Consider the following 23,788-nt stretch of genomic DNA (forward strand, 5'->3'; position numbering starts at 1 on the left):
CTACCTGTATTGCACCAATATCGTACTTCGCTATACGGGAGATGCAATGCTGAAAGCTATTGAGAGAGAGCTGTGTCTTAGGCACCACCATACTGGGAGCAAGTTATACTTACTGTCAACACGGAGGGGACTCGGACTCAACACGGTTTCAGTAGCCTTCTTACTACTATCTCCACTAGCTCGTAGCACCATCTCTACCGCATTCTAAGTAACAGTCATGCAGAAGGAAATCGCTTTTAATGCTCCTTTTCCAAGCGACGTACAGCGGGTATCAAGCTTAAAAATATGGCCGTCGTTGTGACGACAATCCCCCCAATAAGAAATACCTTTTCTACACCAATATCATCCGCCAGTATCCCGGCGAAAAGCAATCCGAGCATGGCGGGCAATTGGACAATGCTACCAGAAATGGAGAAGACACGCCCCAAATACTTGGGGTCGAATTGTGTTTGCACCAATACGGTGTACGGCCCAGTGAAGAAAGGGACCGCTAGCCCTTGTAGGATGGTCATTACGGCATAGGCGGTAAAGTAAGTAGGTGGTAATACACCACAGGTCGCTAATGCAATGCCTAGAGCGGAGAATCCAAAAACGATGAGTACGGTCTTTTTTATCTTGGGGTTCCATAAACTGAGGGCCAACCCTCCGATAAGTAAACCGAGGCCATACAGACCTTCAATTAAACTGACCTGATAGGGGCTACCCTTAAAATACTGGAGGGTCATCAAAGGCATGACGGCGACAATAGGCATAACAAAGAAATTGATAACTATCTCACAGCCCATCAACCACGATATTCCTTTGTTTTTCCAGATTATGCTTACTCCTGAAGCCATATCCCTTAGGATAGACTTAGCGGATTGTGCCGCCTGCGTTACTTTGGGGATACGTACAAAGACCAAAGCAGTGCAGGCAATGATAGCACCTGCTACATCCAATAGCATGACCGCACTCATCCCAAAATGGAGCAATCCTATTGCTCCGAGAATAGGCCCACATATAATGGAAATGGATTGGATGACCTCGTTTACTCCGGCGATACGTACCAAAGCGGATTTTGGTGCAAGGAGGGGAACAGCCGATTTCATCGCTGGAGTGTGAAAAGCTCCACCTATGGAGCGTAAGGTAAGGAGTATATAAATAGCCCACAGCTCGACGATATCCAGATAAAAGAATAAGGCTATTAAAGCAGAGCAGAATGCGACGAAGAGATCCGCACCAATCATGGTCCACTTGCGATTCCAGCGGTCTACAAATACGCCAGCAAAAGGCCCCAACACGATCTGAGGCAACAGTCCTGAGACAGTTGCATAAGCCAAAGCTTCCGCAGAACCGGTTTCCATTCCGATCCAAAGGACGATAGCAAATTGGGCGGTCGCACTACTCAGTATAGAGAACAGTTGTCCCGACCATATGATAGCGAATTTCTTTTTCCAGTTATGCAGTTCCTTTTTCATTTCCATCTGTTCTAATTTTTTTTGAAGCAGATGGCAAAAATAGAAGCTTAAAAACGGGGAAACGTGAACATTTGTTAACTAATGTTTTGTTTTACCAACTGTCTTCGAATACGGCTGAGCGACTGTGGCGTCATACCCAGACAGGAGGCAATGTATTTCTGAGGGACCAGCTGAAAAACCTCGGGGTCTTTTTCGAGTATAGTGAGGTAGCGCGCACGGGCGGTAGGCTGGCATAGCATGACCAGCCATTCGGTAATCTGAAAGTAGTATTGTTCTAGTACCGTACGGACCAGGTTAGAAATCTCATGGGATTCTTTGCAAAAAGTATCCAGGTCTGTTTTTGAGATGACGTAAGCAGAGCTGTCGGAAATGGACTCAATAATGTAGTCTTCGGATGCTTCGGAGTATAAGATATCCCCATAGCGCTCAAACCAAAGAGTCCTTTCTTCTCCATCAAATAGGCGGTATGCCCGCCAGATGCCTTCATTAATAATATAGTAATATTGCTTGCGCTCCTGTAGACCAATGACGATATCATGGTAGCCATAGGATTTCTTTTCCATACGAGAGAGGAGTAGGGCTATCAGCTCGGGACTGACACCATATTTCTCGCATAATATAGGAATGAGTGCTTCCATGTTCTGAAGATGCTGTTGCTATTAATGGAGATACCCATCCGCGATCAAGCGTTGGTATAAGAGGACTACGCCCGGGACTTGTATCGGTTCTTTTTGATAGGTGTCGAAATCAAAAAAGCGGATTTCATCTATCTCACTACTGGCTTGTATTTCCTCTTCCAGCTTATACAAAAAGCAATCTTGCTCCATAACGATATGGGGGTTTTCTCCATAGGCTGGAGCAGATATATGACAGTAAAACTGGAGTGAATCGGGGCTTAATCGAAGATTGGTCTCTTCTGCTATCTCACGAAGTAAGGCTTCGAGGGAATTCTCCCCTTGATCCACCTTTCCGCCCAGCAGGTACCAGGCCTTTTTATTACGGCTATAGCCCAGTAATAGTTTATTGTTATCGACTACAACAAGACCGGCCGTAGGTAGTGCTATTTTTTCCATTTCCTTTGTTTCTGGCTTCTAAGATAAGGAAAATCATCAGCTACTGAAATACGAAGCGCGTATATATGAAATAATTCAAACCGCCACGTCTATAGTGGGTAAAGAACTACAGTGGACGGTTTGAATCGGCATTCTAATGCTCCTATAGTTTGTGTGCGTGTGTTACAATGTAATAGTCTTAAACCCTAATTCCTGAAGACCAAATAGATAGGTAAACCCATTCGGCGTAGTATAGATAGAGGGGTGATACTGTGATTTTTTCACGCCAAGCTTGTTCATCGCAAATTCGCAAACTACTAATCTGATACCCGATTTTTCGGCACTTTGGATGGTGCTCTCCAATTCTTTATTTTCAGCTAGTTCTTTGACGACCTGTCCGATAAGTACGATCTCGAATTGAACGGCTTTGTCTTTTGATTTATATTCGGTGCCAGTCATTACCGAAGCCATCAAATGCATTGGGTTCTGAACCAAAATCGCGTATTTCCCGTCTGTTTTGACGGCCTTTTCTACGGATTCTACTGCTACTTGTTGGGCAGATAGCGAGCTAGTGAAGGAGATTCCGAATAGTAATAATGCAACGGCTAAAATTTGCTTTCTCATGTGTTCCAATGTTTAAGATTACGTGTTTCTTCTTTTTGAATTAACCGAAGATAAGGATATCTGTATGGTCTTTGTGTAACAAAGGATACATTGAAATTCCTACCTTTGTCGTAATCGTGTAACTGTTTGAGCGTATATGAAACATTATTTATTTTTAGCTGCGGCAATTTTATTTGAAGTGATTGGTTCGTCATTCCTGAAAAAGACCGAACAGTTTACGAAACCCATTCCCTCCATGCTCTTTGTCTGTTCACTGGGATTATCCTTTTATCTGCTTTCCTACGCATTACGTGGGGTACCTATGGGGATAGCCTATGCGATATGGTCTGCTTTTGGGATTGTGATTATCTCGGCAGTTGGTTATTTTGTTTATAAGGAGTCGCTGGATTTGCCAGCAATACTAGGTATAGTATTTATTATTGTGGGTGTGGTTATTATCAACTTATTCTCCAAATCTAGTGCACACTAGTAGGTATAAAGAAAGAGGGACAATATCGTCCCTCTTTCTTCTTTTAATACCCTTTGTTTTGGGTGAGCTTGGTGTTTTTAGTAAGTTCCGTCGTTACAAATGGTAAGTACAAACGGGTCTCATCCCTTCCTTTAGACTTCAGAAAAGGTATCGCTTTTCCAAATCGTTTCATATCCTGCCACCTTCTTCCTTCACCTACAAACTCACGGCGCCGCTCTGCTTCGATTTCTTGGATAAACTGATTGACATCACTGATATCACTAGTAGTCTTTTGACTTGTACCCCGGGCTTTACGGAGTTCGTTGTAGCGCGTCAACACCAATTGTCCCTGACGGGCAGATGCCTCGGCAGAGATAAGGTAAGCTTCTCCAATACGTACCATAGGGTATACGATAGAAGCGTTGGATGAAGCCTGTAGCGTATCTGTTGAAAATTTCAATAGGTATGTTACATTTTCACCTATAGTAGGATTCCTTCGCTTTAGGAGTAATGAAGCTCTAATATCGTCGCTTTCGTAAGACTCTACCAATGTAGGATCAACCCAAGTAAGCCCCATACTCGAACCTCGAAATGGAGGCGGAGGGGAGTACATAGTGTAAAGTCCTCCTCTTTCGTAACTGGTAATCGTTTCCGATAGCCTCCATAGCATCTCGGAGCTTTTGCCTCCAAAGCGAAATACCTCGCCAAAGTCGCTTTGCTCGAGTTTGTTTTTTCCACTCTTAATAACCGCTTCCGACAGTTCGAAAGCCTCCTTGTTTTTGCCCAGTTGCAAGTACAGTCGTGCCAATAGGAGTTGGGCAGTAGGCTTGCTGATGAAATCGGCTGTCTTGAAGTCTTCTAGAAGGGGAATTGCCTCTTCTAAGTCAGTCATAACCTGTTTATAGACTTCTTCTTCTGTGTTTTTGTCCCTACGGATCTGGTTGATATCGGTCTCTAGATCGACAGTCAGAATCACGCCTCCATAGGATTCGGCCAAACGGTAGTAATTGAAGGCACGTATGCTCAGTGCCTCTCCCAGTATACTGTTCATATTCGTAACGCCTTTGGATTTGATATAATTGATGATAAAATTGGCATTACCTATTGCAGTATAAGAAGCAGCGTATAACCTCGCATTTCCGAAACCATCTTCAATATTAGGGTTACAATCATCGTATGAACGCGGATTGTACTGTGTAGGGGTAGAACCCTGTAGAGAGATGATATCGTCGCTGTATACGTCCCATATCGGATAGGGTTGGTAATAGATTAGATTAGGTCGGTAAGCTCCTCTCAATAATAAAGGAATATCTCCGGGTTGTATCTTTTCCAAGTCAATGGAGGTATCGGGCGTAGGCTTGTCTAGCGATTTACCACAAGCAAATAGACTCGCGGACAGTAGAACATAAGCGATGTTTCGTTGTAATTTATATATCGTTTTCATCTATATTCGGATTGAAGTGTTAAAATGTAATGTCAAAACCTAATGAATAAACCCGTGGCATCGGTGCAATAGCTTGTTGCCATCCGCTACCTTGAGCAAGCTCTGGGTCATTGGAGTTAAGGGCTTTGTCTTTTATGATAAATAGATTCTGTCCTGCTACGTAGACTCTACAGTTGGAAATACCAATGCTTTTCAATCTATTGGAAGTAAGGTCATAGCCTACTGTAAGATTTTTGAGGCGTAAGTAGGAAGCATCATATAGATATAGGGTCGATACCCGTGAGTTCCAATCGTTGGTCATTCCAGCTCCATGAGGTCCTGTCACGGCTCTTGGGTATCTCGAGTCTGAGCCCGGTGCTGTCCATCTGTCTAACACCCAGTCCGGTTTGTTAACCATGATTCCTACATAATCATCAAATCCATATTGGCGAGCCTCCTGTTCGCTGAAATTGTAAACTTTACTGCCGACAGAGAATACAAATAGTCCAGATAGGGATATCTTTTTGTAGGACACATTTCCGTGAAAACCACCCGACATCTTAGGCTGCGCCGTGGATACGTATATCATATCTGCCTGGTTAATGATTCCGTCGTTGTTTACATCCTCATATATCGCATCACCTGTTTTAGGGTCTATACCCAATGCGTTGTACATCTGCAATAAACCTACTGGTCTTCCGACTTGAATAAAGCCCATTGGTCCTCCCGGTGCAAATCCATCGTAACCGATAATAGGGTCACGCAGTTGAGTTACCTTGTTGCGGTTGATATTTAAATCGGTACCTACACGCCATTTCCAATCGGATGTCTGTGCAGATGAATTACCGATAGAGACGGATAGGTCCAATCCCTTATTAAGCATCCCACCTAGGTTGGCTCCCTGTGAGGAAAAACCACCGCTGGATGTTGGTATGCGTAAATTGGTGATGAGGTCATCTGTTTTCTTAACATAATATTCGGCAGTAAGCTGAATACGATCTTTCCAGAACGTTCCTTCCAACCCGAAGTCATATTGCTTGGTACGTTCCCATTGCAAATCCGGATTCCCCAACTTTGCGTTTATCTGTAGTGCTGGTTCGTTGAGGTAGGTTTGCTTACCCGCTAAGGTGTACACATCGAAATTGCCTAACGGTCTAATATTACCCGTGATACCGTAACTTGCGCGTACTTTTAAGAAGTCTATCCACGATTGGCTCTGGATGAATAGGTCCTTACTTAAGATATATCCCGCAGATACCGCTGGAAACCAAGCATAACGGAAGTTCTTTAATTTGCTGGAACCATCACGACGTAAAGAGGCACTAAACAAGTAGCGGCCATCCCAACTTAGATTGGTCCGTAAGAAGTAGGATGAAGAATTCTCTAGGTACTCTCTGTTCACGTACGTGTAGTAATTGTTATACGTAGACGCATTACCTGGTGCCCAAAGGCTCTCACTCAACGGGAATCCTTCGAGGCTATACCCGTTGGTTGTATAATTGTTTTCCATATACTCCTGTCCCAATACAACATCTCCATTTAGTAGGCTATGGTTTACATTATAGGTCAATAGGTTATTGAAGGTGTACCGTAAACCTTTGTTTCCTTTCACAGTATAGCTTCCTGAACTGTATTGGCCTTCATAAGACAGAGGGGTATAGAAAACGATATCTTCGATATTACTCTGTGACGCGGCTAGGGTTGTGCGAAAAGATAGGTTCTTCATCAAACGGGCATTTGCCGAGAAATTGCCCACGTAATTCCAGGTTGAAGATTCTGGACGGATCCCTTGTCTGGATGCAATAGGATGCCCCTGCGCACCAAACCAATAGCCATACGTTCCGTCGTCATTGTTATTGACTTCCATAGGCATATCGGGACGCGCCTGTAGTAGACTGTATAGGTCATCCGAGATGTTCTTGGATACAGAATTGGAAATCTGCACGTTGGCCTGTAGATCCAACCAAGGAGCAAGCTGCTGGACAAGTGATATTTTACCGCTGTTACGTCCAAAACGACCGCTACCTATGGAGTTATCTTCTCCAAACTTGCCGAATGAAGCGTAGTATCCACTTTTTGCATTACCGCCACTGATGCTCGCCTGTACATTATAAGTTCCTGCGTGCTTCGGCGATAAGAGCTCCAGCCAGTTGTTGTCATTATCCAACATGCCCAAACTGTTTATTTGACCTTTTAGCTGCGTGTTTTCTACATTTAGATTAGCGATTTGCTCTGGGCTTAGGCCGCCAGCATTTAGCGTGGCCTGTATATCGCTGATACGGTTTTGTCGCGCTTCGGTAAACATCGATTGATATTGAGCACTATTCAAGGGTTTGTAACCGAAGTGAGTCTTGGTCAAGCCATAATAGCTGTTCAGTGAAATGGTCGGTTTACTATTGAGTTGTCCCTTCTTTGTGGTGATAAGGATCACCCCTTGCGCACCACGCGCGCCATAGATAGCGGACGAAGCAGCATCTTTTAAGACTTCGACAGAAGCAATATCCTGCGGATTGAGGTTGGACAAGCTAAAATTAGCCCCCGTTTCCGTAGGCGACATAGGATTGCCAATAGCGTCAATAACCAACCCATCGACCACAATGAGAGGGTTGGCCCCACTACCACCAATACTTCCCTGCGTAGTCTGCACACCACGGACCATAAACCGAGGCATCTCGCCGGGCTTTGAACTCGTACTTTGTACTTGCAGACCTGCTACACGTCCCTGCAAAGCGCTTATTGGGTTGCTGACGATGTTTTCCTCTGCTTTAAGATTGGTAACACGACCAATGGAACCCGTCAGTTCGCTGCGTTTACGCGTACCGTAACCAATGATTACAGCTTCGTCCATAAGCGTAGTGGAAGGTCTCAATACGATGCGGTTATTGCCTTGTAGGCTTACAGACTGTTCTTTACTGTCGAAACCGACCATGCTAATAAGCACGGTAATGGTGTTTTCGTCCGAAGCTATCTGAAATCGGCCTTGTTGGTCGGTACGGGTTAGCGTTTCTGTACCTTTCACACGTACGGTCGCTCCCGGCAGGGGCGTTCCTGTGGTATCGACTACGCTACCATTGATGCTTGACTGCAAGCCCTCTGTACTGGCTTTTCTAGCGCCTTTGGTTAATACAATCTCTTGGCCCTCGATTTGGAAAGCTAAACCTTGTGGTTCCAATATCTCAGTCAATGCAAGCGTTAGGGCTTTGTTCTGCATATTGATCGGAAAGGGCTGGGCATTTTCGAGTAGTGCGGCGTTGTACACCACACGATATCCTGTCTGTTGCTGTACCGCCGTAAAGAACTGTCTAAGGCTGATACGGTCTTTTTTTAGACTGAGGTGTTGCCCTATGCTGTGTGCGCTGACCTGGCATAGGAACACTGTAATAAGTAAAGTGATAGTCTTCACAATCCTAAGAAAAATTAGTGTGCGCAAATTTTTATACATTTGTGTAGTATGTTTTGATAGATAGGACGATAGCAATGTTTGGTCGACATCATCGCCTAACTACCCGTAAATAAATTATTAAATAGGTTTATCGGAACATCTCGTCGGGAGTGTTAGCAGCGCTTCCGACTTTCTGTTATATCAGTTAGTATTATTTGGTCACAATTATCCTCCTTCCTTTGCTTATAAATTTGACATCACCGGTCAGCTCAAGCCGATGAAGTACATCCGATAGGTTTTTGTATTTAGAAACACTCCCACCGAATCGGATTTGTGGGTCTATATCTCGAAATTCGACGTCGACATCGTACCAACGTTCGATTTTCTTCATAATAGTGGCCAGATTTTCTTCGTTGAAGTAAATCAGCCCATTTTTCCAGTCCAATGCAATGCTAGTATCTACAGCCACCCGATTTATGCTATTGCCCGAAATAACAGCTTCCTGTCCAGGAGATAATAGCTTGGATATATTTTGATTGACCAATTTGACACGTACACTACCGTGCACTAATGTGGTCTTTGCAGCTTTTTCGTCGTTATAATCTTTGATATTAAAGACTGTACCCAGCACTTCGACTTCCTGCGATTTGGTTTTTACGACAAATGGTATCTTTTTTCCTTGACGTAAGGCTGGCTGTACCTGAAAGAAGGCCTCTCCGTCTAGCTCGACGATCCGTTGTGTGTTATTGAATCGGTTTGGATAGCTAAGCTTACTGGATGCATTCAACATGACCTGAGTGCCATCGGAGAGCACCACTGTATAGTTGCCCCCTTTTGGTGTATGTAGGGTATTACGGGCAGCCGGAGCAGCATGTTGAGCGGACCAAACAACGGTTCCGTCATTGTAGGCAATATCTTCGCCCATGCGTATGGTGTTGTGAGACTCATTGAGATCTATGACCTGCCCATCTGCGGTAGTCACATAGGCCTTGTTGCCTCCAGGTTTCACCGTAGCTATGGGTTCATTACTAGTCGGAGTTAGAGTGAGAGAGGGACTGTCATTCTTCCAGAAGAAGGTGCCCACAGTGATACCTGATACTAACGCAAGAACTGCGGCGATGCGAGCTGCCGGCGACAGTAGCATCTTTTGTATAAAGCCCCCTTGTTCTTGAGGATTGTTTTCCTCAAACTGGATATACTCCTTTAATTTTTTCGCTATTTGTTGATTATGATAGGTTATACCTTCTTCATCTGGAAGGATAGGACGCTCCCGTAGGTCAATAAGCATAAAGGCTTCGACCAAAGCGCGTTCATGTGAGGTGGCCGTGCCATTCTGATATTTTGTAATCAGCGTAGCAGCATCATGTTTCTTTTCCATCTGATGTGTTAGTTAGTACTTCTATATATTCAAGTAGGTTGAGAAGGAGAAAGTCCCAGGAAAAAAAATAAAAAAACAAATTAGAGTTGAAATCGCCTTTTGAAACAGCAATGGGAGAGAAGTTATAACATAAACAGTAACCAGTACAGCTTACCAAGATGTTTACGTAATAGCGTATTGGCATTGTTAATTTGATTCTGAACCGTTTTTCGCGATATATTCAGTTTTTCGGCTATTTGTTCGGTCGTCAGATGGTCTCGGTAGTTCATCAAGAAAATTGTTTTCATCCGTAGGGGCAATTGCTCTATCTGCTGGTCGATGACCTGTAGAAGTTCGCGCTCCGCCACGATATTGTCGGTTTGCCATTCTGAATGGTCAAGGAATACCTGAAAATTAGAAATATAGTCTTGCCTAACCTTTTGTTTGTCTATCCAGTCAAAAAAGCGATAACGTATAGCTCGAAATAGGTAACCTTCCAATGAAGCATTTAACGATGTAGTCGTGCGTTTCTCCCAAAGGCTCATCATGATATCTTGCACCAGATCAGCGGCCAATTCTTCCTGTTGCACCAGATTACAGGCAAACAGATACAAAGGCGTCTGGTATCGTCGATATATCTCCATAAAGGCAACTTTATCTGAACTTTTCAGGAGTTCAAAGAGCTGTTGGTCTGTATAGGATTCCTCAGGTTGCATGAAATATCTACTCTGGTTTGTTAGGTACTTGGTACAAATAAACAACAAGGATATAACATTCTGGTATTTTTTTTAAAAAAAAATGATCTTCTTTATTCATATATTCTACCCATTTCCAACAAATCACCAAGGGTATCCCAATTGGTTTCGAACGGAGCATTTTCATCTTCTTCGTCGGAGTTGTCCAATATGCCACGCGCACCACATTCTAGATTGGTAAAGGGATCGAAGTTATACCAATAGTTGCCCGTCTCCGATGGGATACCAAAGTACCTCATTTCATCGTCGAGCTGCTTGCCTCTCATTTTGTGAAGCTCAGCAATCTGAAACCGTAAGACTTCCCGTGTATAATCTATTCCTTCTGTTTGGGCCTCTCTGCTCTTGTCGATGGCATTGGCTACATCTGGATTGGTAAATTTCTTGCTGAGGATATTGCGGTCTGGGGATGCTGTAATCGATAACCACTGAGCATCAAATTCGATAGGAGGGGCGCTAAATGCCTCACCCAGCAGCTGAAATAATAATGCAGGCGTAAGGGGCTCGGATTGGTGGCTTTCTACTAAGTTATAAAGGGCTAACAAATAGGTCTCAAGATCTCTATTAGTGTGTTCGTTGGATAAGGCCGTAATCCTATCGTAGAATTCTTCTTGTGTCATCGTTGTTGTAGTAAGGTGTTTTTTGTCTGTGTTCCTATCCTAAATAATAGACCGTAAAGTTAAATGATTATTGTTGGAAATGTAGAATTCCTTAGTGAAGAATGGGGACTCTTTTGGAATCAAGGGCAAAATAATACAGCTATCCACGCACCATCAGGAGAGGTGTGCCGATAGCTGTAGGTTGGAGAAAACATTAAGCCGAGATATGGCCTTTTAATTCCTCTTTCAACTTATTGTAGAAGTCGATTTTGTTTTGGATAATCTCCTCGGGAGACAAATCGTTCTTATAGCGGTGGTTTGGTGGATCAAAAGGACCATCTATAACTTCCATCGTGATGACATCACCGACTTTGACCACAGTGCGATACCAGTCCACATGTTCATCTTCGTCGGAATCTAGTCCCCCAATATTAAAATAATAGTCCTCACAACAATTTGCTCTCTTTACAAAGGTTGTGCCTCCGGTTAATACGTAGTTTTCTTTATCAAATCCAGCGTTTGATACAATCTCTCCGTTAATCTTAATTTTCAGTCCGTATCCATTCATGGTTTATGATTTTTTTGTTAAAGAGTTTTAATCAATTATTCATGTTATAAGATAGAATACTACTTGTTATTTATGTATTAAACCATTCGATTTCTGTTCTTGTCAACAATAGCTGTATAGCAAAATTGACATCTTTCCATTGTATGTTTTTGAAGAAGCGATAAAAGACAAAAAAACAAATCAAAGGCAAGGGCAGCACCAGTATAAATAGTTCTACCACCTCCAGGTTTTAAAAATAACAGGTTCTTCATAGGCTCACATTTTAATCTGTGAAACCTAAAGATAACAAAGAAATTTTATTTGTACATTTTTTTTTGTATCGATTAATTTTATTTTAAAACTAAAGACCAATTTGAACGCAGAATCGTCAACTAGTTAAGGTTGATAACGCATCATATTACGCTTAATCTTTATTCCTACGAGGCGGACAAAGATAGGGGAGACTGAATTGAAGTCTGGGTAAATATTTCTTCTTAGGATAATGTGTTTTTACATTTTCTCTCTCCTTAAAAATCCCATTTGATATCTTTGTAATAGGCCTATCGTTGACGAGATCTGGAGGCTATTTATTCGTAACCTCCATTTAACGTTACAAGAACCTTGATACTATCATTTTCTATCCATTTGACCCAGGCATCAATAGCTTTCTCGCCCTCACTCACATACATCTGATTGCTGATGTGTACCCAGTCTTTGTATACAGAATCTGCGTTAAACAGGGCTGATCCCATGTTTTGGAAGTTGATAAGGTCGCCATCCGGCTTACTGTAAGCATGGGTTGCATCTGGGACTTGAATGATAAAGGCCCGTGTGATGGCCTGTGGCCAGGTTTCGAATAGATACCAGTTGTCGATGTTTGTGTCAGGAAAATTGGGATCGAAGAATATAGCGTCTTTATCTTTTCCGATAGTATAATCGTTATCGGGATTAAGCTTGACAAAGCAGGTTTCATTCTTATGTTCATTAACAATAATGAAAACGCCGTCCTTTAGTTTTTCACTGACTCGAAATGTTAGCTGTGGCGCAAAATGTATCAGCCCCATCTGCCGGTGCTTTTCTCCATTTTCGAAGGAATCTCCGGCATCCATAATGTAAGGCTGTAAGTTTTCTTTTAGTTGTTGGGTAACAAATTTACACTGCCCACGGTTGCTTCCTCTTTGTTCAACGACGAACTGAAGGCTGTCAAAAGGCAAAGAATCAGTAGGGTTTCTGTATAGTAAAATGCTATGGTCCGTGTTGAAATGTATGAGGCCGATCCCCGCTTTTGTTGCAGCCGGAGGAAGATCCAATGATACGGTGGATTGTTGTCTATGCCCACAGGCCGATAACAGAAAGAAAAAGGCAATAATACCGATTGTTACGTTAAAGGTGCATGTTGGACTGTTGTTTGGTTTCATCAAAGAATGGATACTATGGGTTAAAACTCGGGGTCAAACAGTTCTTTTGCCTTATCAAACCGATAGGTCTTGCTTCGGTATTTAAGATACTTGCTGTACTCCCTATTAAAATACGTTTCGTTAATCGGGTTGAAGGAGATTCGGATATCTTTTCCTTTTCTGGGCAACTCAATCGTGAATCCCATATGTTTGAGATCATCTTTCGTGAGCGATTCGTCTTCAATCAGATGCTTTCGCTCGACATAACTAAGGTTATCAAGGTATTCTGCCGGAATAGAATAGAAGAAATCTACAATGCTCTGGGCATAGGTCTGACCGCACAAGGTAAACAGTAGAAAGATAATAATCGCATTTTTCATTCTTCGTTGCTCGATGTTTATCGGGATTAAAGATATATAAAGTTAGAAGCAAAGAACGAAAAAAACAGGAATATTGTAAGCGGTGGCTTCTGAGAAATATAGTACCTTTAGAAGCGGAATAAACCATGTATGGCATGACCTGGAAAGAATACGAAGAAGTTCAAAAACAAATATGTAAAGAAAATGGGGCTGACTGGCAGGCTACGCCTCCGGACTTCATTATTGGATTGGCCACTAATCTGGACAAAACTCCTATTTATGGCGTTCGTGATGTACGTAGTGATAAGACTAGTGGTTGGTATATTTGGTCCGGGGAGTATTCTGCTGCAGACGATTTTTATAAACCTGTATGTGCTGCTCATTTGGTAGATTTATTTCCCCCTATCGTCCATTACCTAGGATTGGCCGAGGGCTGGCGTTTTATTATAGATAAAGATGGCTATGAAGATATCTGGTATGAACAGGACTAGAACTGCGAGTGGGAGTAAGGCGTTGCTATTACGAAGCTTAGCGTGCCTATCTTTGGGCATATTATTTTACAGTTGTTCGTCGCTTAAGCAAAGTACGCAGGCGGAAATGGTGCAGGTAGGAGATATACATACCTTCGACGGGATTTATAAAAATGCCTCAGAAGGGAATGCCGGTATTGAGCTCCGCTCATTATGGAACCAACTCGCTCTACACGATGACCTCGATACGGTAGATTTTGAGCGTGCCACAATTAAGTTGCGTACAGTTGGGAAGAAGGAAATCAAAGCAACACGGATACAGGACGGTGTGGAAATGGAGAGCCTGTTCCTCCATGGCAAGCTTAAAGATAATTATTTTGTATCTAAGCCTAAACGCTCTGTTGTTCCGATTCCATTTATCTATGGTCAGGTAAAAAACGATCAGTTTCAGCTCTGGCTGGATAAAGCAGGGCGTCTGCATGTAGACAGACTGCAAAATCGATGGGGGTGGGTCTTTATTTTTTTAGCAGGAACAGACAATACGACGAGTTATGTCTACGCTAGGCTAAGGGATTGATGCACAGCTAGCCCCTTATGATGATGTAGAGGGGTAGTACATTATTTGGTAATAAGCTGGCTTTTTCGGTATTTTGCACCATGTCGACACAAGAAAATGCGTATCAATTATTCACGAAAGAGGTACTGTCCCTTTGGAAGAGCCAAGAGGTATCTTATGTTAAAGTAGAAGAACTGTCTGCCGTTGATGGCGTGACTTTCTATGAACTAATACCCGATTCGGAACTTTTGGACGGAGGTGGACATGATACGCTTTATCCGATAGACTCTGAAGATGTAGAAGATATGTTGTTACCCAGCAAAAGCATACGATTTGTTGTGCATCGTATCTATTTGGAAGAGGATTAAAAGCCGAAGCGCATCCTTTTCTACGAATCATAAGGTACATCCAGCGAATTGTAAATGATTGTTCAATATAAACTGAAGTTAGTATACATTTGAGCAAAATAACTAGCATATGTTCAAAAATTATACATTCAGTAAAAACCCGCTGCATTATGTTTATGCGGCTATTTGGTTGTCAGTATTCATTTATTTTGCGGTTTACTTGTTTACCGGAAAAATGTTCCAGCCTGAGAATGGTAAAATCCATATTGTAGCTGTTCTTATCGCGTGGGTCGTCGAGTACCTGGGACTGACATTGACCAGCATTATCGTCGTGCTGTGTGGTGTGTATGCCGCCTTGCGGACTATGTTAGAAAAAAAGGTAACTGCTTAAGCTACTCGCTGAAAGCTCTTGACCGATCCAGCTTGGGTAAATATACAGGGATGAGGAAGAGGAATATTCTACGTTTTTCAATACTAACCATTGCGCTACTGCTCATTGCTGTTATGACATTCAGGGAACTGAACTTTAATGGCGACCGGACAGTTGGGGAGAAATTGGATAGTCTAGATGGGGTATTTGTCTATTACAATGGAGGTGTAGGGCATTCTGAAGGACGGAATTTAGCCCCGGATGGCTACAATATCGGACTCAAGTATCAGTGTGTGGAGTTCGTGAAGCGATATTATTATGAGCAATATAAACATCGGATGCCCGATGCTTATGGCAATGCGAAGGATTTCTTTGATCCTAAGATAATAGATGGTGGTATCAACCAGAAACGAGATCTATACCAGTATACCAACCCCAGTATAGCACGACCACAAAAGGGAGATTTATTAATCTATGCTCCTGAAGCGTGGAATCCCTATGGGCATGTAGCTATCGTGGCCAGTGTAACCGATGATGCAGTGGAGATTATCCAGCAGAATCCCGGGCCTTTTGGTAGGTCAAGAGAGGTGTATTGCTTATGGGAAGAGAACGGCAATTGGAAAATAGACAACAATCGTATCTGGGGCTGGTTGCGGAAGTAGAAGCATCGGCGTAACAAGAGCTAATTGCAACCTTGTGATAAGTGATAAAAGAAGCCGTTTGGAGATTCCAGGCGGCTTCTTTCGTTTTGGGAATCCGTCCTGCCCAGGCATCGATGACTTCAAACATCGCAGGGTTTCAAATAAAATCTACCAATCTAGTAGTCTATTTGTTTTTTTGTTTATATATTTGTTGTATATCGTATTCAATTGGCGTTGGCGACGAACAGTAAAAGCTATTTAACAACTTAATTATCAACAGAAATGAAACAAGACTACAGGCAACACGAAACGGGCTATTTTACCCAGACCCGGAATGAAACAACCTTTCAAAACAAAACTCCGAAGCGAATGTGCTTCTAAACTATCCACTCCTTTAATATGAATAAGGGAAGCTATGCTTCCCTTACCTAAGTCTACTAATGAAACAAGTTTTCAATTGGCGTTGGCACTTGTATTTCTCACTACTAAACAAACTAAATGTATGAAAAAAATAGGGTTATTCCCAACTTACTTTGCTGTATTCCTCGGAATAGTATATACGGCAAAGGTGCAGGCTCAGGTCGAAACAAGGCCCATTATCAATGCTTCTCTGTCCGGTAGAATCATCGACGCATCAACTAAAGAAGCTATCGCAGGTGTGACCGTGCGATTGGATGCAGTGACGCATCAAGTAAGTACCGACCGGGATGGTTATTTTCAGTTCGTAACCGGACAAAAACTACCTATGACCATCATTGTGTCAAATATAGGCTACCAAACGCGTAAAGTCGTTGTTGAACAGTCGCCGGCCGTTATCGAACTGGTCGCCAATACGAATGAACTGGAGCATATTCTGGTTACTTCGCGGAGGCGCACAGAAAGAATACAGGAGGTTCCGCTAGCTGTATCTCTTGTACGATCTGCCCTGATAGAGGATGCAGGAGCATTCAATGTGAACCGAATTAAGGAGATTGTTCCTACGGTGCAGCTGTATTCTTCAAATGCGCGCAATACGACTTTAAATATTCGAGGGCTAGGTTCGACTTACGGATTGACAAATGACGGTATTGACCCCGGAGTCGGTTTTTACATGGACGGGGTTTATCTGGCGCGTCCTGCGGCAACATGGTTGGATTTTATCGATATCGAGCAGATTGAAGTCCTTCGAGGACCACAGGGTACGTTGTTCGGTAAAAACACGACCGCAGGGGCTTTTAATATAACGTCCCGTTTGCCTGAGTTTGTACCGATGGCAAATTTTGAACTGAGTTATGGCAATTATGGGTTTATTCAAGCCAAAACCTCACTAACCGGGCCCCTAATTAAAGATAAATTGGCCGCGCGGGTGTCTTTTTCAGGCACACAGCGAGCAGGTATTTTCTACAATGTGGCGTCGGACAGGCAAATCAACGACCAGAATAACCTGGGGTTTAGAGGACAGTTGCTGTATACGCCAAATGACGATTTAAAGATTTCCCTGGCTGCTGATAAGACCCGACAACGGCCTGATGGATACGGCTGGGGAGTAGCAGGTGTTGTAGAGAATAAACGCTCTCCCTACCGGCAGTTCAATGCGATAATCGCAGACTTAGGCTATAAGATTCCATATGAAAGCGCATTTGAACGCAAGGTAGATTTGGATACCCGTTCGAGAGCGGATAATGAGCTCGGTGGCGCTTCTTTGAATGTAGATTATAAAATAGGAGGCGGGACATTCACGTCAACCTCTGCGTGGCGTTATTGGAATTGGATACCGCTGAATGATAGGGACTATTTGGGGATTCCGGTCTATACTATTTCTTCAGGCAACTCCAAGCATAGCCAGTGGTCACAGGAGTTTCGCTACGCGGGCAACCTGAGCGACAAGGTGAGTGGAGTGGTCGGGTTGTTCGGATTGTGGCAGGACTTAAGAACTGATCCGGTGCATACGGAAGAAGCCGGAGACGCTTTATGGCGTTTTCAGCAGACGAATGCTTCTCAAGTGCAATGGGCACCTGGTCTTATTGACAGGGTCGGGATTCGTACAAAATACGGCATAAAAAGTAGCAGCCTAGCGGTGTTTTCCCAGGTCGATTGGGCGATTACTCCGAAATTGCATTTACTCCCCGGGGTACGTTACAATTATGATAAAAAGGTCGCAGATTACGACCGAAAGAAATACATAGAAAACAATATCCCTTATACAGAGTTACAATGGGCGGCGGTTAATAGCATCTACTCAAATCAGCAATTTGATGTGGACGCCGATGCCGCAAACTTCTCCGGACAGCTCTCTTTGCAGTACAAATTTAACCCTTCTTATAACAGCTATGCGACCTACTCCAGGAGCTATAAACCTATCGGCATCAATGTGGGCGGATTACCGGTTGTCGATGGTCAGGTTGCAACAAACTTGGCAGAAGTAAAACCAGAGTCAGTCAATCATTTTGAGGTTGGTATTAAAACTAGCGTATCGAGAAATTCATTCTTAAATATTACGGCGTACCGGACTAATATTAAAGACTATCAGACTCAAGTTCAAACACCAGACCCAGGCGTAAATAGGGGATACTTGGCAAATGCAGAGAAAGTCAGGGTGCAAGGTGTGGAAGTAGATGGAAGTATCAGACCTTGGGCTTTTTTGAACGTTAGAGGTGCCTTAGCCTATACAGATGGCAAATATGTTTCCTTTACAAACGCACCTGTACCTTTGGAAGAGGTCGGCGGCACGGAGGCCTTTAAGGATGTATCTGGAGGTGTGCTACCAGGAATATCGAAATGGTCTTGGTCACTGGCAGCAGAAGCAACAGTCAAAGGCAATCTGTTAAGCCTACAAGGACACTATTTCTTAGGCACAGACCTTTTCTATCGCTCCAAGTTCTCGTCGAGTCCATCTCCTTCGGCCTATTTGAATATCGGTGCCTACACCTTGTTGAATGCGCGTATTGGTTTTAAAGCAACAAATGGATTAACTGTCATGGTGTGGAGCAGGAATCTAACAAATAAGGATTACTATGAACAACTGCTGGCCGCACCAGGCAATTTCGGACAATATGCAGGTGTCCTGGGCGACCCTCAAACTTACGGGCTGACCTTAAGATACAATTTGAAATAGATTGCGTAATTGGTATATATATGTGACAAGCCACTTAATCTAAGCAAGTGGCTTGTCGTATATTTTGACAATCAATAATTCGAGTTAGTAGATTATTCCGACCACACTGCGAGTTCGTAACCGTCGGGATCGGTAAACTGGAAGCGTCTTCCTCCTGGAAAACTAAAGATATCTTTAACGATAATCCCCCCAGCACGTACTACTTTATCCTGAGTAGCTTCTAGGTCTTTTGAATAAAGGATAACTAGAATAGTACCAGGAATAGGCTGACCGGTAGCAAAACCACCGTCGACATAATCCCCCTGAAATGCGGTATACCCAGCACCGTAGTCTGTAAACTTCCATCCAAAGGATTTACTATAGAATTCTTTAGCTCGGGTAATATCTTTTGATAGAAACTCGATATACTGTATTTGTTCGTGTCTCAAGGTTTGTGGATTGATTTCACTCATGCTATGTTGTTTTAATGTGTTATATCTGAAAGTTTTATTTTAGGAAGCGCACGTTCTAGTGTCTCTAAATCTTTTTTAAATACATCTAGATCACTTTCGTACACGAGAACCTGGTTGTCCTTTTTGGTTATGACAATCTTCTTATATTTTTTCTTGAATGGAGAAAATATAGGCCTATCCTTTGCCGGCAAGTAATATTCCTGTATATCAAAGTGATAATCAGCAAAGGGATACACTGTCTTACCTATAGTAATCCGGTCAACTTGTATCCTGCACAAATTGCCTCGATAGGAGGAGATAATCAGTACGGGCAATAGGATAAATCCAAAAAGCGCAAATGCTCCGACGCCAACTACCGAACCTGTGCCACATATAACATTAATAAGGTTCTGAATAGAGGCTATCATGATAAATGGGGTCAGCAGTAAATAAAAGATGAGTATTGTCTTCGTAAAACAGATTTTCTGCTCCATATGTATTTCCCTGATATTAATAAAAGCCTTAAAATTAAGAAAAAATCGAACGATCAGATTATTCAAAAGTTTTTATTTTTGTTGATGTAGCTATTTTTTATTACTATCCGTTTTAAGAAACAAAGTGAATAAAAACAAAACCGTATTACTATAAAATTATGTCCTATCGAATGAAACCTATCCATTTCTCAAAGCTCTTTTTTATAGCGTCCAGCCTCATGTTCTCCTACGCCAATGCGCAGAGTACCAATCCAACGCTCTCCTCCAAAGCTCGATTTAAGCTCGATTTTACTATTGGGCCAAATTTTGATATCGCTCCTGCTTCCGATACTGAAAATAAAGATATTTTTGGAGGACGACCTGCTGTAAGCCCATTCTTGGGTGTGCGCGCTACACATCTATTTTCTAAGAAAATGGGTTGGTATGCGGGTATAAATATTAACTATTATAAAGAGCATAAACCAACGGGTTATAGACAGAGTTTTTTTGAGTCGTTCTTTGATGATTTTGGCAACGCGCTCTTTGGCCCCATCTCCTATGTAAAGCCTTCGGCGGAGTTAGGGGTTCTATACCGTATCGAATCTGCCAATTGGAGCATACACCCCGGGGTTGGAATCGGACATGATACCTATCTCGCGGATAAAAGTAACACTCGGTATAAAACGGGTAGCGATGGAGTGAAGCACGAGCTGACTTATGACAGGGAATCTTCTTTGTTTACAGCCCATATCGGTTTCTCTGCCAATTACTATGTCAGTCGGAGAGGATATTTAGCACTCCATGCACGTTACCATCAACCTCTACAGTCGGCTACAGCGCACGTGATTGAAAAAACGGATGGTGTGGAGACTTCGAGAGTCGACTTCAAGAGTAATGCTATTGGTAGAGGGGTATTTGCTGGGGTAGGATTTGGTCTAGTACTGGGCAAACAATAGCTGTACTGAAAAACACCTTTCTTTCGGTTCCTAAGTAATCGAAAGAAAGGTGAAAAAGTTAATGCACGTCTATTCCATCGAAATAGATTTCGGTTATCGCGGTATCATTGTACTTTTCTCCTCTGTAGACTTCGAGTATCTCAAATTTCAAAATCAGGTCGGACCCGTCACTATTGTGGCCAAAGGTGCCCACCTCAAAAGCCTGATCTGTACGACTATCCTCCAGATTTAAGATGCCGATTGTTTTTCCGTTGGCGTATAGTTTTAACTTCTTCACGCGGTTATTATTTTTCCAAGCGGCTTCAGACTTCATATAGCCATTCGAAATAATGATTGTTGTAATTCTTGGACTTCGGTTTTTAAAATAATATTCCAGGTACTCTCCAATTCCTGCATCGGATTTTCCTTCTACCCATGCCGTTTTATAGCTAAGGTCATTAGCACTTTGTGCTTGATAGGAGATCCCCTTGTCAGAATGTAGTGATGAAGATGCTTTTACGAGATAGTTTCCGCCACCACAATACCAGCTGCATCCGCCATCTATAACGTCCCATACACTTTCTACGACCTCCCCATATTTGTCCAATAGGATATCCAGCTCAGCTTGTTCTTTGGGCGTCAGATTACTTTTGAGTAAAAGCTCATTCTGCCGTTCGATTTCTTGCTCTGTTTTGGCGCTCAAATCTATCTTTCTAACCTCCTTAGGAAAGTAATTCTTAACAACGCTCTGTCCATGTGCAAACTGTAAGCTAAATAAGCTGATAAGAATAAGGATTGACCTCATGATGCAATGCATAATTGTTTTCGTAATTTAACCGGACTGTCTTTAATCGGACTTCTACTCCTAAGATTTGCCTTTATACTAACATTTGCAAATAAAATGCCATAGTTTCCTATTTGTTCTTATTTTTAGGACAATTAGGAAAGGTCTGAAAGTGCCGAATATATCGGTTGATAATCTATAGGTGTCCTATTTAAAGCACGAAATACCAGCGTAAATAGTAGGAGAGAGTCAGCCCGAATATTCGGACTGACTCTCTTTTTCTAAAGAAATTATCCTGCTAACTCGGGCACCCGCTGAATGGTCAATTTGCCTTCCACAGGTATAGGTTTGGAAACGATATCCAAAACCGGACAAATCGCATCAACTTGTTGCGCCAGTCGTTCCAGCTTTTCGACAGGTTCATTGGACGCAATGATAGTTTCGAAGACTATCTTCTCGTATCCGGGACGAATATTACTGTCTAAGCCTAAAAAGCCCTGCAAATCCAAGTCTCCTTTTGTCTTGACCGTCACACTGTCCAATTGTATTCCTTTTAGCGAAGCTAGTGCTCTGTATACAATAGCCTGACAAGCTCCTAACGAGGCCAACACATATTCTACCGGGTTAGGGGCCTCGTCCTTACCTCCCAATATTTCCGGCTCATCGAACTTAAATTCAAATTGTCTTACCGTGCTTTTTACGCACACACCGTCTTCCAGTACGGAAGTTGCTTCAAAGCTCACCTGCGCTTTAGCTGGGTCGTTCTTTAGTTCTTGGATTAAATTTCCTAATGATTGTTTTACGAATTCTGACATAAAAATAATATATAATTAAATGGATAATGAGTTTTAGCACATTGGGATCTTTGTTGGTTGTCAAGAATAGCAACCTTAAGCCCACTAAAAAGTAGGGCCTGTTTATCTCCAAAAAATTAGATGCTAGTATAGACGTATGCACATTCGACAACAACAATAACTATTGCTAAGAGTTGACGTGCAATCTAATTCCGCGTAGAATGGGATGTGTTTAATTTTCATGATGTCTTTTATTTATATCTTCCCCTTTATTGGGGACAGGAATTAGCACCGTTCAATCTCTTGATGGTTGCCAGCGGGTCATAGAGCCTGTCTCTCGCCACTTCTTTATAAATCAAGACTCTTTTTAGGGAGGTCTTTGTATTACTAGAATACAAGTATAGACATTTTTTTACAAATGTCGATCTTTAATTCGTTTTTATTATAACAAAAAAAACAATCATCCTGGATGCCGTGCCGGATTGGAAATATTATGAGGTAGGAGATTTAAACAATATGAATATGAGACGGATGCCAGGGATAACGTCGTGGCTATCCCTGTGTCAGAGAGACAGATTCAATATACGCTGAAAACCTATGATTTTATAATCAGTATGCTACAGGAGATTCTTCAATTACGTGTTCCCTTCAAATCTCCTTGTAATCCCCAATGATGATATCGATAAAAAATCTTCCTCGGTTCTATTTAAGTACTTAAGTCCGTCTCATCCCAGGGAGTGCCGTCAGAGAGCATCCATGTCAATGAATGCCTACGTTCGTGGATGACACCACCGTTTGCAATCGGGTGAAAACCATCTGGTACAGTGTCGCTGCCCAATTGGGCACTACGAACGGCATTGTGCAGACAATAGAATAGATCCTCCTTCTTGCTAACATCTTCTGCTGCTATGGCCGTTGGGTGTTGGGACAGCCACTCTTTTACACTTCCTTCAAGAGGACAGGTGTAGTTGGCAATTATATCCTGCATCCGCTCGGCAGTCATCATTTCCCCGTGTATGTCCGGTTCTTCATACCCAAAGTACCAAGCTAAAGGCCAGGCATTCTCAAATTTCCAGCCAATTGTATTTCTGGCCTCCTCATCGTCTCTGGACAAGCTTAGAATTGCTTTCTCTTCATCTGACATTAAGTCTTGTAACCGGTTTGTCTCGACAAAGTTCAAGATTTCTTCACTAGGTAGATGCTCTTCTGGAACCATTAACCAAAGAACTAATGCCTTTATTGCATTCAACCTGCTTGCAATTTCAATAGCGGGACGTAGCTTTTTGTCAAACTGTGTAGGTAGCCAGTTGGCAGGCCGAAAGCCAGCTTGACGACAGATAGACAAGGTTTCCCGCCTTGAATCGGTCATCCAGGATATCTCGTCATCAGAGGCTATATGCTGTTCTTTATTTGCTGTTTGCTCTTCTTTATTCTCTTTCGAACCAAGTATTTTTTTGAATAAGCTCATGATCTTCTTTAATATTTTATTATTGTTA

25 protein-coding genes and 1 riboswitch are annotated in these 23,788 nt (G+C 42.6%); of the genes, 8 read left to right on the top strand and 17 right to left on the bottom strand.

Annotated elements, in window-relative coordinates; all coding sequences use genetic code 11:
• Nucleotides 1-236 precede the first annotated feature (236 nt).
• The 4 genes from CLV99_RS04105 to CLV99_RS04120 all read right to left on the bottom strand — a co-directional run bounded on the left by CLV99_RS04105 (nt 237) and on the right by CLV99_RS04120 (nt 3,133).
• A complete protein-coding gene (locus CLV99_RS04105) occupies nt 237-1,463 on the bottom strand; it encodes an MFS transporter (RefSeq protein WP_211348410.1) in 1,227 nt (408 codons plus the stop codon).
• Between the two features lie 68 nt (nt 1,464-1,531).
• Complete coding sequence (locus CLV99_RS04110; protein ID WP_133583214.1) at nt 1,532-2,095, bottom strand: Crp/Fnr family transcriptional regulator; 564 nt, start codon at nt 2,093-2,095, stop codon at nt 1,532-1,534.
• Between the two features lie 21 nt (nt 2,096-2,116).
• Entirely contained in the window at nt 2,117-2,530 is a 414-nt protein-coding gene (locus CLV99_RS04115) for an NUDIX hydrolase (RefSeq protein WP_133583215.1), read from the bottom strand.
• Between the two features lie 162 nt (nt 2,531-2,692).
• Nucleotides 2,693-3,133 (bottom strand): DsrE family protein, encoded by a 441-nt coding sequence (locus CLV99_RS04120; protein WP_133583216.1) that lies wholly within the window; start codon nt 3,131-3,133, stop codon nt 2,693-2,695.
• A 136-nt stretch (nt 3,134-3,269) separates the two neighbouring features.
• On the opposite strand from CLV99_RS04120, the gene CLV99_RS04125 reads away from it, so the two are divergent.
• Nucleotides 3,270-3,602, top strand: coding sequence for a DMT family transporter (locus tag CLV99_RS04125; RefSeq protein WP_133583217.1), 333 nt, complete (start codon nt 3,270-3,272; stop codon nt 3,600-3,602).
• A 43-nt stretch (nt 3,603-3,645) separates the two neighbouring features.
• Here the strand turns inward: CLV99_RS04125 and CLV99_RS04130 are convergent, their stop codons facing one another.
• The 8 genes from CLV99_RS04130 to CLV99_RS04165 form a co-directional block, all read right to left on the bottom strand.
• Nucleotides 3,646-5,025, bottom strand: coding sequence for a RagB/SusD family nutrient uptake outer membrane protein (locus CLV99_RS04130; RefSeq protein ID WP_133583218.1), 1,380 nt, complete (start codon nt 5,023-5,025; stop codon nt 3,646-3,648).
• Nucleotides 5,026-5,044: 19 nt separating this feature from the next.
• Nucleotides 5,045-8,407, bottom strand: a complete 3,363-nt coding sequence (locus tag CLV99_RS04135; protein WP_162850021.1) for a SusC/RagA family TonB-linked outer membrane protein — start codon at nt 8,405-8,407, stop codon at nt 5,045-5,047.
• Nucleotides 8,408-8,597: 190 nt separating this feature from the next.
• Nucleotides 8,598-9,764, bottom strand: coding sequence for a FecR family protein (locus CLV99_RS04140; protein WP_133583220.1), 1,167 nt, complete (start codon nt 9,762-9,764; stop codon nt 8,598-8,600).
• 122 nt (nt 9,765-9,886) lie between these two features.
• Nucleotides 9,887-10,459: an RNA polymerase sigma factor gene (locus CLV99_RS04145; RefSeq protein ID WP_133583221.1), complete on the bottom strand. Its 573-nt coding sequence runs from the start codon at nt 10,457-10,459 to the stop codon at nt 9,887-9,889.
• A 92-nt stretch (nt 10,460-10,551) separates the two neighbouring features.
• Nucleotides 10,552-11,115 (bottom strand): hypothetical protein, encoded by a 564-nt coding sequence (locus CLV99_RS04150; protein WP_133583222.1) that lies wholly within the window; start codon nt 11,113-11,115, stop codon nt 10,552-10,554.
• Between the two features lie 193 nt (nt 11,116-11,308).
• A complete protein-coding gene (locus CLV99_RS04155) occupies nt 11,309-11,662 on the bottom strand; it encodes a hypothetical protein (RefSeq protein WP_133583223.1) in 354 nt (117 codons plus the stop codon).
• Nucleotides 11,663-12,228: 566 nt separating this feature from the next.
• On the bottom strand, nt 12,229-13,059 hold the full coding sequence (locus CLV99_RS04160; protein WP_133583224.1) for a hypothetical protein: 831 nt from the start codon (nt 13,057-13,059) through the stop codon (nt 12,229-12,231).
• A 20-nt stretch (nt 13,060-13,079) separates the two neighbouring features.
• Nucleotides 13,080-13,418, bottom strand: coding sequence for a hypothetical protein (locus tag CLV99_RS04165; protein ID WP_133583225.1), 339 nt, complete (start codon nt 13,416-13,418; stop codon nt 13,080-13,082).
• A 134-nt stretch (nt 13,419-13,552) separates the two neighbouring features.
• Here CLV99_RS04165 and CLV99_RS04170 point away from each other — a divergent pair, with 134 nt between their 5' ends.
• The 6 genes from CLV99_RS04170 (at nt 13,553) to CLV99_RS04195 (ending at nt 18,875) form a co-directional block, all read left to right on the top strand.
• Nucleotides 13,553-13,888 carry an immunity protein Imm33 domain-containing protein gene (locus CLV99_RS04170; protein WP_133583226.1) on the top strand — a complete coding sequence of 112 codons (336 nt, stop codon included), beginning with the start codon at nt 13,553-13,555 and terminating at the stop codon, nt 13,886-13,888.
• Entirely contained in the window at nt 13,875-14,444 is a 570-nt protein-coding gene (locus tag CLV99_RS04175; RefSeq protein WP_133583227.1) for a hypothetical protein, read from the top strand. The genes CLV99_RS04170 and CLV99_RS04175 overlap by 14 nt, the downstream gene beginning before the upstream one ends.
• Before the next feature lie 80 nt (nt 14,445-14,524).
• The gene (locus CLV99_RS04180; RefSeq protein WP_133583228.1) at nt 14,525-14,791 is read left to right on the top strand and encodes a hypothetical protein; all 267 of its coding nucleotides are present in this window, start codon (nt 14,525-14,527) and stop codon (nt 14,789-14,791) included.
• A gap of 109 nt (nt 14,792-14,900) precedes the next feature.
• On the top strand, nt 14,901-15,161 hold the full coding sequence (locus CLV99_RS04185) for a hypothetical protein (RefSeq protein ID WP_133583229.1): 261 nt from the start codon (nt 14,901-14,903) through the stop codon (nt 15,159-15,161).
• A gap of 50 nt (nt 15,162-15,211) precedes the next feature.
• Nucleotides 15,212-15,802 (top strand): CHAP domain-containing protein, encoded by a 591-nt coding sequence (locus CLV99_RS04190; RefSeq protein WP_133583230.1) that lies wholly within the window; start codon nt 15,212-15,214, stop codon nt 15,800-15,802.
• Between the two features lie 481 nt (nt 15,803-16,283).
• Nucleotides 16,284-18,875, top strand: a complete 2,592-nt coding sequence (locus CLV99_RS04195) for a TonB-dependent receptor (protein ID WP_133583231.1) — start codon at nt 16,284-16,286, stop codon at nt 18,873-18,875.
• Between the two features lie 92 nt (nt 18,876-18,967).
• Here the strand turns inward: CLV99_RS04195 and CLV99_RS04200 are convergent, their stop codons facing one another.
• Both CLV99_RS04200 and CLV99_RS04205 read right to left on the bottom strand, forming a co-directional pair.
• A complete protein-coding gene (locus CLV99_RS04200; protein WP_133583232.1) occupies nt 18,968-19,327 on the bottom strand; it encodes a VOC family protein in 360 nt (119 codons plus the stop codon).
• A gap of 11 nt (nt 19,328-19,338) precedes the next feature.
• Complete coding sequence (locus CLV99_RS04205) at nt 19,339-19,800, bottom strand: hypothetical protein (protein WP_133583233.1); 462 nt, start codon at nt 19,798-19,800, stop codon at nt 19,339-19,341.
• A gap of 170 nt (nt 19,801-19,970) precedes the next feature.
• Here CLV99_RS04205 and CLV99_RS04210 point away from each other — a divergent pair, with 170 nt between their 5' ends.
• Nucleotides 19,971-20,735: a hypothetical protein gene (locus CLV99_RS04210; protein WP_133583234.1), complete on the top strand. Its 765-nt coding sequence runs from the start codon at nt 19,971-19,973 to the stop codon at nt 20,733-20,735.
• A 58-nt stretch (nt 20,736-20,793) separates the two neighbouring features.
• Here CLV99_RS04210 and CLV99_RS04215 read toward each other — a convergent pair whose 3' ends face one another.
• The 3 genes from CLV99_RS04215 to CLV99_RS04225 form a co-directional block, all read right to left on the bottom strand.
• Entirely contained in the window at nt 20,794-21,519 is a 726-nt protein-coding gene (locus tag CLV99_RS04215; protein ID WP_133583235.1) for an NADase-type glycan-binding domain-containing protein, read from the bottom strand.
• Between the two features lie 269 nt (nt 21,520-21,788).
• Nucleotides 21,789-22,313 (bottom strand): OsmC family protein, encoded by a 525-nt coding sequence (locus CLV99_RS04220; RefSeq protein WP_133583236.1) that lies wholly within the window; start codon nt 22,311-22,313, stop codon nt 21,789-21,791.
• A gap of 231 nt (nt 22,314-22,544) precedes the next feature.
• Nucleotides 22,545-22,649, bottom strand: a riboswitch (SAM riboswitch).
• A 349-nt stretch (nt 22,650-22,998) separates the two neighbouring features.
• A complete protein-coding gene (locus CLV99_RS04225; protein ID WP_133583237.1) occupies nt 22,999-23,760 on the bottom strand; it encodes a DUF4272 domain-containing protein in 762 nt (253 codons plus the stop codon).
• Nucleotides 23,761-23,788: the final 28 nt, after the last annotated feature.

It is taken from the genome of Sphingobacterium yanglingense (assembly GCF_004363245.1).
Lineage (GTDB): Bacteria > Bacteroidota > Bacteroidia > Sphingobacteriales > Sphingobacteriaceae > Sphingobacterium > Sphingobacterium yanglingense.

Excerpts from the sequence above, each read along its gene's own strand:
- CLV99_RS04105 (WP_211348410.1), bottom strand. The coding sequence starts at position 1,463 with ATGGAAATGAAAAAGGAACTGCATAACTGGAAAAAGAAATTCGCTATC.
- CLV99_RS04110 (WP_133583214.1), bottom strand. The coding sequence starts at position 2,095 with ATGGAAGCACTCATTCCTATATTATGCGAGAAATATGGTGTCAGTCCC.
- CLV99_RS04115 (WP_133583215.1), bottom strand. The coding sequence starts at position 2,530 with ATGGAAAAAATAGCACTACCTACGGCCGGTCTTGTTGTAGTCGATAAC.
- CLV99_RS04120 (WP_133583216.1), bottom strand. The coding sequence starts at position 3,133 with ATGAGAAAGCAAATTTTAGCCGTTGCATTATTACTATTCGGAATCTCC.
- CLV99_RS04125 (WP_133583217.1), top strand. The coding sequence starts at position 3,270 with ATGAAACATTATTTATTTTTAGCTGCGGCAATTTTATTTGAAGTGATT.
- CLV99_RS04130 (WP_133583218.1), bottom strand. The coding sequence starts at position 5,025 with ATGAAAACGATATATAAATTACAACGAAACATCGCTTATGTTCTACTG.
- CLV99_RS04140 (WP_133583220.1), bottom strand. The coding sequence starts at position 9,764 with ATGGAAAAGAAACATGATGCTGCTACGCTGATTACAAAATATCAGAAT.
- CLV99_RS04145 (WP_133583221.1), bottom strand. The coding sequence starts at position 10,459 with ATGCAACCTGAGGAATCCTATACAGACCAACAGCTCTTTGAACTCCTG.
- CLV99_RS04150 (WP_133583222.1), bottom strand. The coding sequence starts at position 11,115 with ATGACACAAGAAGAATTCTACGATAGGATTACGGCCTTATCCAACGAA.
- CLV99_RS04155 (WP_133583223.1), bottom strand. The coding sequence starts at position 11,662 with ATGAATGGATACGGACTGAAAATTAAGATTAACGGAGAGATTGTATCA.
- CLV99_RS04160 (WP_133583224.1), bottom strand. The coding sequence starts at position 13,059 with ATGAAACCAAACAACAGTCCAACATGCACCTTTAACGTAACAATCGGT.
- CLV99_RS04165 (WP_133583225.1), bottom strand. The coding sequence starts at position 13,418 with ATGAAAAATGCGATTATTATCTTTCTACTGTTTACCTTGTGCGGTCAG.
- CLV99_RS04170 (WP_133583226.1), top strand. The coding sequence starts at position 13,553 with ATGACCTGGAAAGAATACGAAGAAGTTCAAAAACAAATATGTAAAGAA.
- CLV99_RS04175 (WP_133583227.1), top strand. The coding sequence starts at position 13,875 with ATGAACAGGACTAGAACTGCGAGTGGGAGTAAGGCGTTGCTATTACGA.
- CLV99_RS04180 (WP_133583228.1), top strand. The coding sequence starts at position 14,525 with ATGTCGACACAAGAAAATGCGTATCAATTATTCACGAAAGAGGTACTG.
- CLV99_RS04185 (WP_133583229.1), top strand. The coding sequence starts at position 14,901 with ATGTTCAAAAATTATACATTCAGTAAAAACCCGCTGCATTATGTTTAT.
- CLV99_RS04190 (WP_133583230.1), top strand. The coding sequence starts at position 15,212 with ATGAGGAAGAGGAATATTCTACGTTTTTCAATACTAACCATTGCGCTA.
- CLV99_RS04195 (WP_133583231.1), top strand. The coding sequence starts at position 16,284 with ATGAAAAAAATAGGGTTATTCCCAACTTACTTTGCTGTATTCCTCGGA.
- CLV99_RS04200 (WP_133583232.1), bottom strand. The coding sequence starts at position 19,327 with ATGAGTGAAATCAATCCACAAACCTTGAGACACGAACAAATACAGTAT.
- CLV99_RS04205 (WP_133583233.1), bottom strand. The coding sequence starts at position 19,800 with ATGGAGCAGAAAATCTGTTTTACGAAGACAATACTCATCTTTTATTTA.
- CLV99_RS04210 (WP_133583234.1), top strand. The coding sequence starts at position 19,971 with ATGAAACCTATCCATTTCTCAAAGCTCTTTTTTATAGCGTCCAGCCTC.
- CLV99_RS04215 (WP_133583235.1), bottom strand. The coding sequence starts at position 21,519 with ATGAGGTCAATCCTTATTCTTATCAGCTTATTTAGCTTACAGTTTGCA.
- CLV99_RS04220 (WP_133583236.1), bottom strand. The coding sequence starts at position 22,313 with ATGTCAGAATTCGTAAAACAATCATTAGGAAATTTAATCCAAGAACTA.
- CLV99_RS04225 (WP_133583237.1), bottom strand. The coding sequence starts at position 23,760 with ATGAGCTTATTCAAAAAAATACTTGGTTCGAAAGAGAATAAAGAAGAG.